The sequence below is a fragment of the Streptomyces flavovariabilis genome, assembly GCF_000725785.1.
Classification (GTDB): domain Bacteria; phylum Actinomycetota; class Actinomycetes; order Streptomycetales; family Streptomycetaceae; genus Streptomyces; species Streptomyces hawaiiensis.
Genome location: NZ_JNXD01000010.1, coordinates 216242 through 229949, shown reverse-complemented (window position 1 = coordinate 229949; position 13708 = coordinate 216242). Strand labels below are relative to the sequence as shown.

Sequence of the window (13708 nt, the reverse complement as noted above, 5' to 3'; positions counted from 1 at the left end):
TCTCCAGGACTTGGTGTTCATCGCCCGATATCACCACGGAGGTCGGCCCGTTGACGGCGGCGATCGACAACGCGTCCAGGCCACCGAGCGCCTCGGCGACCTCTGCCTCGCTCGCCTGCACCGCGACCATCGCACCACCGGCGGGCAGCGCCTGCATCAGACGGCCGCGTGCCGCAACCAGGACACACGCGTCCTCCAGCGACCACACCCCCGCCACAAACGCGGCCCGAGCGGGCTCTCTCCCTGGGCCACTCCGCGGCGGAGCGCGGGGGTCTGCCGGTCCTCGGCCAACGCCTCCAGCCCGGCCAGGAGTTCGTCCCTGTTCCCGGCTATCACGGCGGCCCGGTGTTCCAGGGCCGACCGGGATGTGGCCAGGGAGAGGGCGATGTCGGCCGGTCCGTCCTCGGGCCGGGCGCACACGTGCTCGGCGAGGCGCTGGGCCTGGGCACGCAGGGCTGCCTCGGTCCGGCCGGACAGCACCCAGGGCACCACGACCGTGCGGACCGGGTCGGCTTTTTCGGGCCTGGTGTCGGTGGAGCCCGGCTCGGGGGCCTGTTCCACGATCGTGTGGGCGTTGGTGCCGCTGATGCCGAAGGAGGACACGGCGGCCCGGCGGGGTCGCCCGCTCTCCGGCCACTCCCGCGCCTCGGCCAGCAGCTCGACCGCGCCCGCGGACCAGTCGACCTGCGTGGTGCGTTCGGCGGCGTGCAGGGTCTGCGGCAGTACGCCGTGCCGCATCGCCAGCACCATCTTGATCACACCGGCCACACCCGCCGCGGCCTGGGTGTGCCCGATGTTGGACTTCACCGACCCCAGCCACAGGGGCTCTTCACGTCCCTGCCCGTACGTGGCGAAGAGGGCCTGCGCCTCGATCGGGTCACCCAGCCGGGTGCCCGTACCGTGCGCCTCGACCGCGTCCACCTCGGCCGCCGTCAGCCCGGCGTTCGCCAGCGCCTGCCGGATCACCCGCTGCTGCGACGGACCGTTCGGCGCCGTCAGACCGTTCGACGCACCGTCCTGGTTGACCGCACTGCCCCGCACCACCGCAAGCACCCGGTGACCATGGCGCCGCGCGTCCGACAACCGCTCCAGCAACAGCATGCCCACGCCCTCGGCCATGCCCATACCGTCAGCGTCCGCCGAGAACGCCTTGCAGCGGCCGTCCTTGGCCAGGCCGCGCTGACGGGAGAACTCCACCAGCGGGCCGGGGGTCGCCATCACGGCGACGCCACCGGCCAGGGCGAGCGTGCACTCCCCCGAGCGCAGTGCCTGCGCGGCGAGATGCAGGGCGACGAGGGAGGACGAGCAGGCGGTGTCGACGGTCACCGCCGGGCCCTCCAGGCCCAGGGTGTAGGCGACGCGGCCGGACAGCACACTGGTCGCGCTGCCGGTGAGCAGGTGTCCCTCGACGCCTTCGGCCGGTTCGTGGAGCCTGGGACCGTAGTACTGGTGGCTGGCTCCGGCGAAGACTCCGGTGCGGCTGCCCTTGAGGGCAGCGGGGTTGATCCCCGCCCGTTCCAGGGCTTCCCAGGAGGTCTCGAGCAGCAGCCGCTGCTGCGGGTCCATGGCCAGGGCTTCACGCGGGCTGATGCCGAAGAGTCCGGGGTCGAAGTCTCCGGCGTCGTGGAGGAAACCACCCTCGCGGACGTAGGTGGTGCCCGAGGTCGCCGGGTCGGGGTCGTACAGGCTCTCCAGGTCCCAGCCGCGGTCGGTGGGCAGCCCGGAGATCCCGTCGCCGCCGGAGGTGACCAGTCGCCACAGGTCTTCCGGGGAGGTGACCCCGCCGGGGTAGCGGCAGGCCATGCCCACGATGGCGATGGGTTCGTGCGCGGCCGCCACGAGTTCCCGGTTCTGCTGCCGCAGACGCTCGGTCTCCTTCAGGGACGCTCGCAGCGCTTCAACGACCTTGTCGGTGGATGCAGTCATGTCCTTGGCCTCACACTTCGAGCGTCATCAAGAGTCGGGGGTGTCGAGCGCCAGCTGGATGAGCCCCTCGACGTCCATCAGATCGATCTCGCCGGCCGTGTCCTCGTCCACCGGCTCGGGCGCTGTCTCGTCGGGGATGCCGGTGTCGTCCGCCAGCTTCAGCAGGGTGTCCAGCAGGCCGGACTCCTGGAGACGGGCGAGCGGGATGGTGGTGAGCAGGCGCCGGGTCTCCGCCTCGTCCGCCGGCCCCCCGGGCGCATCCGGTTCCGCCTGTGTGCCGAGGAGTTGGTCGCGCAGGAACTCCGCGAGCACTGCCGGTGTCGGATGGTCGAAGACGGCGGTGACGGGCAGCCGCAGGCCGGTGGCCTCGCCCAGCCGGTTGCGGAGCTCCACCGCGGTCAGCGAGTCGAAACCCACGTCCTTGAACGGGCGGTTCACATCGACGGCCCGGGCGTCGCCGCGGCCCAGCACGGTCGCGACCACGTCGCGGACCAGGTCCACCAGGGCCCGCTTGCGCTGGGCGGCGGTGAGTCCGGCCAGGCGGCGCCGCAACGGGCTGCCGCCCTCTTCGTCGCCGTCGGGTGCGGCGTCGGCGGCGAGCAGGGCGCGCACCTCCGGGATGCCGTCGAGCAGCGGACTGGGGCGGGCCGCGGTGAAGGCGGCGGCGAACCGTTTCCAGTCGACGTCGGCGACCACCGGGAAGGTCTCGTCCCGGTCCAGGAGTTGTTGCAGTGCCTCGATCGCCAGCTTGGGCGGCAGCAGCGGGAGTCCGCGCCGGTCGAGGGTGCCTTCGGCGACGTGGTCGGCGACCATGCCGCGTTCGGCCCACGGCCCCCAGGCCACCGAGGTGGCCGGCAGTCCGCGCGCCCGGCGGTGACCGGCCAGCGCGTCGAGGCAGGCGTTGGCGGCCGCGTATGCGGCGTGTTCGGCGCTGCCCCAGACTCCGGCGATGGAGGAGAACAGCACGAACGCGTCGAGGGGGCGGTCGTGGAGGAGTTCGTCGAGGAGGGCGGCACCGTGGACCTTGGCGCCGGCCACCTGGGCCAGCTCGGCGTGCTTCAGTTCCTCCAGGGTGGACAGGCGGTTGACGCCCGCGGTGTGGAACACGGCCGTCAGCGGGTGGTCGCGTTCGACGTCCGCGAGCAGCGCTTCCAGGGCCGTGCGATCGGTGACGTCGCAGGCGGCCAGGGTGACCTGACAGCCGAGTTCGGTCAGTTCGGTCTCCAGCTCGCCGGCGTCCGGGGCGGCGCGCCCGGCGCGGCTGACCAGGACGACATGGTCGGCGCCGGTGCGGGCCAGCCAGCGGGCGACCTGGCTGCCGAGGGCGCCCGTGCCGCCGGTGACGAGCACGGTCCCGGAGGGCCGCCAGGGTCGGCCGCCGGCCGTGCCGGTGGCGGGGACCAGCCTGCAGGCGTGGATGCCGGAGGCGCGGATCGCCAGCTGGTCCTCGTCGCCCGGGTCGGCCAGGAGGCCGCGCAGCCGGGTGCGTATCCGCTCGTCGAGCAGGTCGGGCAGGTCCACCAGGCCGCCCCAGCGCTTGGGGTGCTCCAGGCCCATCACCCGGCCCAGTCCCCAGGTCAGCGCCTGGAGGGGGGCGGCCACCGGGTCGGACGGGGCCGCTTGGACGGCGCCGCGGGTGGCGCACCACAGCGGTGCGCCGACGCCCAGGTCGCCGAGTGCCTGGATCAGGGACACGGTGAGGGCCTGGCCGAGCGGCAGTGCGGGGTGGCGCGGGTGGGCGGTCTCGTCGAGGGCGAGCAGCGACAGCACGCCGTCGGCCGTACCGTCCTCGGGCAGCGCGTCCCGCAGCCGTGCGGTGAGCGCCGCGCGGTCGCCGTCGCGGTCAGTGACGGTCACCTGGACGGTACGGGGCGCCAGGTCGGCGAGGGCGTCCGCGACGCGCCGTGCCTCCGGGCCCGGCGGCACGAGCAGCAGCCAGGTTCCGGTCAGCGGGCGCGGGGACGGTTCGGGCAGGCGCTGCCAGTCGACCCGGTAGCGCCAGCCGTCGACGGTGGTGCGCTCCTGGCGCTGTCGTCGCCAGGACGACAGGACGGGCAGCATGGTCGCCAGCGCGGAGCGGTCGCCGGTCTCCCCGACGCGCAACGCGTCGGCGAGGGCCGCCAGGTCCTCCTGCTCGACGGCCTCCCAGAAGCGGGCCTCGGTCGGGTCGGCCGCGGTCGCCGTCACCGGGGCGGGCGTGGGCCAGAAACGTTCCCGCTGGAAGGCGTAGGTCGGCAGGTCCACCCGCTGCCGGGCGGGTCCGCCGAGCACGGCCGGCCAGTCGGCCCCGGTACCGCGGACGTAGGCCTCGGCGAGCGAGGTGAGGAAACGGTCCAGGCCACCCTGGTCACGGCGGAGTGAGCCCACCACCGTGCCGTCGCGCACCGGCTCGTCGCCCTCGTCGAGGGTTTCCTGGAGGGCCATGCCCAGAACCGGGTGCGGGCTCATCTCGATGAACGCGCGGTGTCCCGAGTCGAGCAACGCGCGGACGGTGGGGGCGAACTGCACGGTCTGCCGCAGATTGGTGTACCAGTACGCCGCGCCCAGGCCGGTGGTGTCGACGCGCTCGCCGGTCACCGTGGAGTGGAACGGCACGCGGGACGCGACCGGTGTGAGGGGGGCCAGCAGCTCCAGTAGTTCGGCGCGGATCGCCTCGACCTGGGGGCTGTGCGAGGCGTAGTCGACCGGGATGCGGCGGGCCCGGATGTCGGCGGCACTCAGCTCGGCGTGCAGCCCGTCCAAAGCGTCGGGGTCACCGGCGAGCACGACCGAGCCGGGCCCGTTGAGCGCGGCGACGGCGAGCCGGTCGCCCCACGGCGCCAGCCACGGGCCGAGTTCCGCCTCCGGCAGCGCCACGGACATCATGCCGCCCTGCCCGGCCAGCGCCACCAGGGCCCGGCTGCGCAGCGCGACGACGCGCGCGGCGTCCTCCAGAGTCAGCGCCCCGGCCACGTGGGCCGCGGCGATCTCGCCCTGGGAGTGGCCGATCACCGCGTCGGGGTGCACACCGCAGGAGCGCCACAGTGCGGCGAGGGACACCATCACCGCGAACAGCACCGGCTGCACGACGTCGACACGGTCCAGGGAGGGCGCGTCCCGCGTCTCGCCCAGTACGTCCCCCAGGGACCAGTCGACGAACGGTGCCAGCGCCTCCTCGCAGGCCAGCAGCTTCTCGCGGAACACGTCCGAGGACGCCATCAGCTCGCGGGCCATGCCGGCCCACTGGGCGCCCTGCCCGGGGAAGACGAAGACGACCTTGCCGCCCGGTCCGGCGGTGCCCCGGACCAGGTTCGGTGCGGTGCCGCCCTCGGCGAGGGCGCGCAGGCCGGCGAGGAAGTCCTCGTGCCGCTCGGCCACGACCGCCGCCCGGTGTTCCAGGGCGGCCCGGCCGGCGAACAGGGCGTGCGCCACGTCCGTGGCCGCGGGAGCCGGTTCGGTGCTCATACGGTCCAGCAGGCGCTCGGCCTGCCGGCGCAGCGCCGCGTCGTCGGCGGCGGACAGCAGCCATGCGGTCGGCCGGTCCTGCGGGGCCGGCTCCGGGCGGTCGTCGGCGGGTGCGGCCGGTTCCGGCTCGGGCGCCTGCTCGACGATGACGTGGGCGTTGGTGCCGCTGACTCCGAAGGAGGAGACGCCGGCGCGGCGGGGCCGCTCGCCCTGGGGCCACGGCGTGTTCCGCGTCAGCAGCGCGACGGCGCCGGAGGACCAGTCGACGTGCGGGGACGGCTCGTCCACGTGCAGTGTGCGCGGGAGTTCACCGTGCCGCATCGCCATCACCATCTTGATGACACCGGCGACACCGGCGGCGGCCTGCGTGTGCCCGATGTTCGACTTCACCGATCCCAGCCACAACGGCCGGTCCCCGGGCCGGTCCTGGCCGTACGTGGTGAGCAGGGCCTGCGCCTCGATCGGGTCGCCCAGCGTCGTCCCCGTGCCGTGCGCCTCGACCGCGTCCACCTCGGCCGCCGTCAGCCGGGCGTTCGCCAGCGCCTGCCGGATCACCCGTTGCTGCGACGGGCCGTTCGGCGCCGTCAGCCCGTTGGACGCACCGTCCTGGTTGATCGCGCTGCCCCGCAGCACCGCCAGCACCGGATGCCCGTTCCGCTCGGCGTCCGACAGCCGCTCCACCAGCAGCATGCCCACACCCTCACCCCAGCCGGTGCCGTCCGCTCCGGCCGCGAAGGCCTTGCAACGGCCGTCCGGGGAGAGTCCGCGCTGGCGGGAGAACTCGATGAACAGCCCGGGCGTGGACAGAACGGTCACGCCGCCGGCCAGCGCCAGGGAGCACTCCCCCGAGCGCAGGGCCTGGGCCGCCAGGTGCAGGGCGACCAGCGAGGAGGAGCAGGCGGTGTCGACGGTGACCGCCGGGCCTTCGAAGCCGAAGGTGTAGGCGACGCGTCCGGAGAGCACGCTGCCCGCGCTGCCGGTGCCGATATAGCCCTCGGCGGCGTCCGTGGAGGCGCTGGACAGGACGCCGTAGTCCTGGTTGCTGATGCCGGCGAAGATGCCGGTCTGGCTGCCCTTGAGGCCGGTCGGGTCGATGCCCGCCCGTTCGAAGGCTTCCCAGGAGGTCTCCAGCAGCAGCCGCTGCTGCGGGTCCATCGCCAGCGCCTCACGCGGGCTGTCGGGAAGCCGGAGATCGCGTCGGCGCCGTCCGTGACCAGTCGCCACAGCTCTTCCGGGGAGGCCGCTGCGCCCGGGTAGCGGCACGCCATGGCGACGATCGCGATCGGTTCCGTCCCGGCGGCGGCGACGGCGGCCTGCGGCACGGTCACGGCGGTCGTGGAACCGGCCGACTCCGCCGTCAGGAAGCGGGCCAGGGCGGTCGGGGTGGGGTGGTCGAAGACCAGGGTGGCGGGCAGTCGCAGACCGGTGACCTGGCCGAGCCGGTTGCGCAGCTGGACGGCTGCCAGCGAGTCGAAGCCGGTGTCCTTGAACGCCTTGTCGGCGGGGACCGCCGCCGCCGAGGCGTGTCCGAGGACGAGCGCGACCTGCTCGCGGACCAGCTCCAGGAGGGCGGGTTCGCGTTCGTTCTCGGGCAGCGCGGCGATCCGCAGCCGCCATTCGGCGGCCTGGTCCGTGACCTGCCCGCCGCTGCCGGCCAGGTGCCCACGGGCCTCCGGGAGGTCGCTCAGCAGGGCGCTCGGCCGCTGTGCGGCGAACACCTCCGCGAACCGGGCCCAGTCGATGTCGGCGACGGCGGTCACCGCCGCACCGCCCTCGACGGTCCGGCGCAGCGCCTCGACAGCGGTGTCCCGGTCCATGGGCGCGAGCCCGATGCGGCGCAGGCGGTCGCCGTCCGGGTCTTCGGCGGCGGCCATGCCCGCCCCGGCCCAGGGGCCCCAGGCGATCGTGGTGGCGGGCAGGCCGTCGGCACGGCGCTGCTCGGCGAGGGCGTCCAGGTAGGCGTTGGCGGCCGCGTAGTTGGCCTGTCCGGCGTTGCCCAGCGTGCCGGCCACGGAGGAGAACAGCACGAACGCGGCCAGGTCGTGGTCCGCAGTCAGCTCGTGCAGGTTGCGTGCCGCGTCGGCCTTGGGCCGCAGCACTCGTGCGAACCGTTCGGGCGTCTGCCCGTCCAGCACACCGTCGTCCAGCACTCCGGCCGCGTGGACCACCGCGGTCAGGGGCTGTTCGGCGGGCACGGCGGCGAGCAGGGCGGCGAGGGCCGTCCGGTCGGCCGCGTCACAGGCCGCGATCGTCACGTCGGCGCCGAGTGCGATCAGTTCGTCGCGGAGTTCGGCGGCGCCGTCCGCGGCCGGGCCGCGCCTGCTGGTGAGCAGCAGGTGCCCGGCCCCGTCGCGGGCCAGCCAGCGGGCGACTTCGGCGCCCAGCGCGCCGGTGCCACCGGTCACCAGCACGGTGCCGTGCGGCTGCCACGGCGTGGCGTCGGCTGTCTCGCGCGGCGCGCGGGTGAGGCGCCGTACGGCCGTCCCCGAGGCGCGTACGGCCAGTTGGTCCTCGAAGGCCGGGTCCGAGAGGGCGGCTGTCAGACGGGTCAGGGACCGCTCGTCCGGGGTCTCGGGCAGGTCCACCAGGCCGCCCCAGCGGTCCGGGTGCTCCAGCGCGATGACCCGGCCCAGGCCCCAGATCTGTGCCTGTCCGGGGTGGGCGGGGCGGTCGGCGGGGCTGGTCGAGACCGCGCCGGTCGTCAGGCACCACAGCGGCGCCGCCACCTCGGCGTCGCCCAGCGCCTGTACCAGGGCGAGGGTCGCGGCGAGGCCCTGTGAGACGGCCGGTTGCTGTGCGTGCGGTGCGTCGGCGAGCGCCAGCAGGGAGACGACACCGGCGACGGGTCCGTCCGTCTCGGCGACGGCGGAGGCGATGCGCTCGGCGAGCGGCGCGCGTTCGCCGTCGGCCGTGCCGACCACGATCGGCAGCGTCCGGGCACCTCGCACGGTCAGCGACCGCAGGCATCCGGCCGCCCACGGGTGGCCCTCCAGGCCCTGCGGGAGCACCGCCAGCCAGGTGCCGCTCAGTACCGGTTCCGGGCCGTCCGCCAGGGGCTGCCAGGCGATCCGGTACCGCCAGGAGTCGGCGACGTGCCGGGTCCGGTGCCGCCTGCGCCACGAGGCCAGTGCCGGGAGCGCCGCTGTCAGCGACGCCCGGTCGTCCTCGGCCAGTTCCAGCACCTCGGCGACCGTCCCGGCGTCGGCGCGCTCGACGGCGTCCCAGAACGCGGCGTCCGCCGGGTCGGCGGTGTCCGCCGCCGGGGTGCGCTCGGGCCAGTACCGCTCCCGCTGGAAGGCGTACGTCGGCAGCTGAACCGGCCGCGCCCCGCGTCCGGCGAAGAAGGCCGCCCAGTCGACGGGAACGCCCCGGACGTGGGCGTGCGCGACGGCCGCGGTCAGGGTCTGCGCCTCGGGGCTGCCGGATCGCAGCGCGGGCACGAACTGCGCGTCGCCGGCGTCCTGTCCCATCGCGGAGAGAACACCTTCCGGCCCCAGCTCGATGAGGGTCCGCACACCCTGTTCGGCCAACGTCCGCATACCGTCGGCGAATCGCACCGCCTCGCGCACATGCCGTACCCAGTATTCCGGGTCGCGCAAATCCTCGGCGCCCGCCGTTGCACCGGTGACATTGGATACGACCGCAATACGCGGCGCCTGATACGACAGTCCTTCGGCGACCCGGCGGAACTCCGCCAGCATCGGCTCCATGAGCGGCGAATGAAAAGCGTGCGAGACCGTGAGCCGCTTGGTCTTGCGACCCTGCTCGGCGAACCGCTCGGATATCTCGAGGACTTGGCGTTCATCACCCGAAATCACCACGGACTCGGGCCCGTTGACGGCGGCGATCGACACGACAACCCGACCTCAAGAGCGAACAGAGCCGCCTGCGTGTACACCGTCTGATCCAGCGCGGCCGCGTCCTCGAAGATCACGTCCTTCAGCGGCCGGTCCAGCTCCCCGTCGAACCGCGCACACACCGCATCGAACGCCTCCGCGAACACCGGAAACGCCCCATACAACTCCCGGCCCATACCCGCCCGCTGCGCCCCCTGCCCCGTGAACAGGAAACCGACCCGGCCCGGCTCGGAGGCGATGCCCCGCAGCACGCCGGGGGCCTCGCGGCCCTCCGCGAGGGCGGTCAGCGCGGTGAGGAAAGCACTCCGGTCGTCGGCGACGACGACGGCGCGGTGGTCCAGGGCCGCGCGGGCCGTGGCCAGAGTGAGGGCGACGTCGGCCGTTTCGGGGGTGTCCGCGGCCCGGGTGCGGGAGAGCAGTCGCCTGGCCTGGCCCGCGAGTCCCGACGCGGTGGCCGCCGACAGCAGCCACGGCACGACCGGGGTGGTGACGCGGGCCGGGCCGGTGGGTTCGTCGGCGGGCGGTGCCTGTTCGAGGACGGCGTGGGCGTTGGTGCCGCCGATGCCGAAGGAGGAGACGGCCGCCCGGCGCGGCCGGTCGAGGGCCGGCCAGTCCCGGGTCTCGGTGAGCAGTTCCACCGCACCCATCGACCAGTCGACCTGGGGGGTCGGTTCGTCGACGTGGAGAGTGCGCGGCAGCACTCCGTGCCGCATCGCCATGACCATCTTGATCACACCGGCGACACCGGCGGCGGCCTGGGTGTGCCCGAGGTTGGACTTCACCGACCCCAGCCACAGCGGACGGCCCTCGGGCCGTCCCTGGCCGTACGTGGCCAGCAGCGCCTGCACCTCGATGGGGTCGCCGAGCCGGGTCCCCGTGCCGTGTGCCTCGACCACGTCGACATCGGCGGCGGGCAGGCCCGCGCCGGACAGGGCCTGGCGGATGACCCGCTGCTGCGAGGGGCCGTTGGGTGCCGTGAGGCCGTTCGACGCGCCGTCCTGGTTGACGGCCGAGCCGCGGAGCACCGCGAGCACCTGGTGGCCGTTGCGCCGGGCGTCCGACAGCCGCTCCACGAGAAGGATGCCGACGCCCTCGGACCAGCCGGTGCCGTCCGCGTCCTTGGCGAAGGACTTGCAGCGACCGTCGGCGGCGAGACCGCGCTGACGCGAGAACTCCACGAAGGTGGAGGGCGTTGCCATCACGGTGACACCACCGGCCAGCGCCAGTTCGCACTCGCCCTGCCGCAGCGCCTGAGCGGCCAGATGCAGGGCCACCAGGGAGGAGGAGCAGGCCGTGTCGACGGTCACCGCCGGGCCCTCCAGGCCGAAGGTGTAGGAGACCCGGCCGGAGAGCACGCTGCCCGCCGTGCCGGTGACCGTGTAGCCCTCGGCCTCACCGGAGAGTCCGGCGGAGTGGGCGGCGTAGTCGTGGTACATGAGCCCGGCGAAGACACCGGTCCGGCTGCCCTTGAGGGCGGTGGGGTCGAGGCCCGCCCGTTCGAAGACCTCCCAGGAGGTCTCCAGCAGCAGCCGCTGCTGCGGGTCCATCGCCAGCGCCTCACGCGGGCTGATGCCGAACAGTCCGGCGTCGAAGTGCCCGGCGTCGTACAGGAATCCGCCGGAGCGGGTGTAGGAGGTGCCGTGGTGGTCGGGATCCGGGTGGTACAGGTTGTCCAGGTCCCAGCCGCGGTCGGCGGGGAACTCGCCGATGCCCTCCAGTTCGGAGACGATCAGCCGCCACAGCTCCTCGGGGGAGTTGACGCCACCGGGATAGCGGCAGGCCATGCCGACGATGGCGATCGGCTCGTCCGGATCCGCCTTCGCCTGCTGCGGCTCGGCCTCCGGCACCCGGTCGCGCAGCAGTTCACGGTGCAGGTGGCGGGCGACGGCTAGCGGGGTGGGGTGGTCGAAGACCACGGTGGGTGGCAGCCGCAGTCCGACCGCGGTGCCCAGCTGGTTGCGGAGTTCGATCGCGGTCAGCGAGTCGTAGCCGAGGTCCTTGAAGGCCTGCTCGGCTCCGACGGCGTCGGCCGACCCGTGGCCGAGGACGGCGGCCACCTGCTCGCGCACCAGGGTGAGCAGGGTGCGGTGCTGTTCCGCCTCGGGCAGGGACGCGAGCCGTCCGGCCAGGGACCCCGGAGCGTCGGTGGCGTCGGGTGCGGCGGGGCGCGCCGGGGCGGCGGGCCGCACGAGGTGCCGCAGCAGGGCGGGTACGGGCCTGGTGGCGGCCTGGGCGCGCAGTCCGGCGAGGTCGAGGCGGGCGGGCACCAGCAGGGCGCGGTCGTGGCGTACGGCCATGTCGAACAGGGCCAGCCCCTGCTCGGTGGGGATGGGCTGTATGCCGGAGCGGGCCATCCGGTGCAGGTCGGTCCCGGCCAGCTCGCCGGTCATGGCGGAGGCCTGCTCCCAGAGTCCCCATGCGGGCGCCGTGGCGGGCAGGCCCTGGGCGCGGCGGGTGTGGGCGAGGGCGTCGGTGAAGGTGTTGGCGGCGGCGTAGTTGGCCTGGCCGGGGCCACCGAGCTGCCCGTTGACGGAGGAGAACAGCACGAACGCGGCGAGGTTCGCGTCCTGGGTGAGCTGGTGGAGGTTCCACGCGCCGTCCGTCTTGGGGCGCATCACCTGGTCGACCCGTCCGGGCGTCAGGGCCTCGATGACGCCGTCGTCGGTCAGGCCCGCGGTGTGCACGACCGCGGTCAGCGGGCGCGCGGCGGGGATCCGGGCGAGGAGCGAGGCCAGGGCGTCGCGGTCGGCGATGTCGCAGGCGGCGACGGTGGCGTCGGCGCCGAGGGCGCGCAGTTCGTCGCGGAAGCCGGGCATGCCGGGCGCGTCGAGGCCGCGGCGGCCGGTGAGGAGCAGATGCCGGGCGCCGTGCTCGGTGACCAGGTGGCGGGCGACGAGCCGTCCGAGGGTGCCGGTGGCGCCGGTGACGAGCACCGTGCCGTCCGGGTCGAGGAGCGGGGTGCCGGGGCCGGCCGGCGGGGCCGCGGTGAGCCGGGGGATGGTGAGGGTGCCGGAGCGCAGGGCGAGTTGGGGCTCGCCGGAGGCGACCGCGGTGGGCAGCGCCACCGTCGACCGGGCGTCCGTGTCGAGGTCGACGAGGACGAATCGGCCGGGGTGTTCGGTTTGCGCCGAGCGGATCAGGCCCCACAGCGGCGCGTGCGTCAGGTCGGTGACGGGTTCCTCGGGGCGGGTGCCGATCGCGCCGCGGGTGGCGACCACGAGCGTGGTCGCGGCGAGCCGGGGGTCGGCCAGCAGCTCCTGGACGAGTGCCAGCAGATCGGCGGTGCCGGCGCGGGCCGCGGTGGCGGGCCCGTCGGTGTCCGGGTGCCCGTCGGCGGTGCGCAGGGTCAGCAGGACGTCCGGGGACGGGGCGCCGGAGTCGAGGGTCCGCCGCAGGGCGGCGAGGTCGGGGTGGCTCGCCACGGTCGCGTCGGCCTCGGCGAGAGCGGTGCCCAGGTCCTCCGCCACGGGGCCGAGGACGGCCCAGGAGGCGGGGGCCAGGCGGGGGGCCGTGGTCTGCGGCGGGACCCACTCCACCTGGTAGAGCGAGCGGGTGGCGGCGGAGCGCAGCCGGTCGGCGGTGACCGGGCGCATCACCAGCGAGTCGATCACGGCCACCGGCCGGCCCAGCGGGTCGGTGGCGGTGACCGTCAGCGCGGCGCCGTCGGCGCGGTCGCCGGACGCGATGCGGACACGGAGGGTGTCGGCGCCGGTGGAGTGCAGGGTGACGCCGCTGAACGCGAAGGGCAGCCGCGGGGCCGCGCCGTGCGTGTCGGTGTCGTCGCCGACGCTGTCGAGCAGGGCGGCGTGCAGGGCGGCGTCCAGCAGGGCGGGGTGGATGCCGAAGCGGCCGGCCTCGGCGCGCTGCGCCCCGTCCAGGGTGACCTCGGCGAACACCTCGGTGCGCCCGGGGGTGCCGGTGTCCCGGCGCCAGGCGCCGCGCAGGCCGCGGAACTCGGGTCCGTAGACGTACCCGAGGTCGGCGAGCGCGGTGTAGAAACCGCTCAGCGGGACGGCGGTCGCATCCTGCGGCGGCCACGGGACGGGCGGTGCGGGGAGGGCGCCGGGCGGCGCGCTGCCCAGCAGGCAGGTGGCGTGCTGGATCCAGGGGGCGTCGGCGTTGTCCTGCTCGGCGCGGGAGTGCACGCTGACCGGTCGGTGGCCGGTGGCGTCCGGGGCGGCGACGGCTACCCGCAGGCGGACACCGCCGTGCTCGGGCAGCACGAGCGGCGCCTCGACGGTGAGTTCGGCGATGTGGTCGCAGCCCGCGGCGGTCGCGGCGTGCAGGGCCATGTCGACGAAGGCGGTGCCGGGCAGCAGGGCCTGGCCGAGGACCTGGTGGTCGGCGAGCCATGGGTGGGTGTCCAGGGACAGCCGGCCGGTGAAGAGCAGCCCGTCGGAGTCGGGGAGTTCGGCGGCGGCCATCAGCAGCGGGTGGTCGCCGTCCAGCAGGCCCGCCGCGCCGACGTTCCGGTCGGCGGT

The 13708-nt window shown here is 74.7% G+C and carries 1 pseudogene; it reads right to left on the bottom strand.

What is annotated here, in order from left to right:
• Nucleotides 1-13681: pseudogene (locus IO24_RS47645) on the bottom strand (type I polyketide synthase); the annotation flags it as partial.
• Nucleotides 13682-13708: the final 27 nt, after the last annotated feature.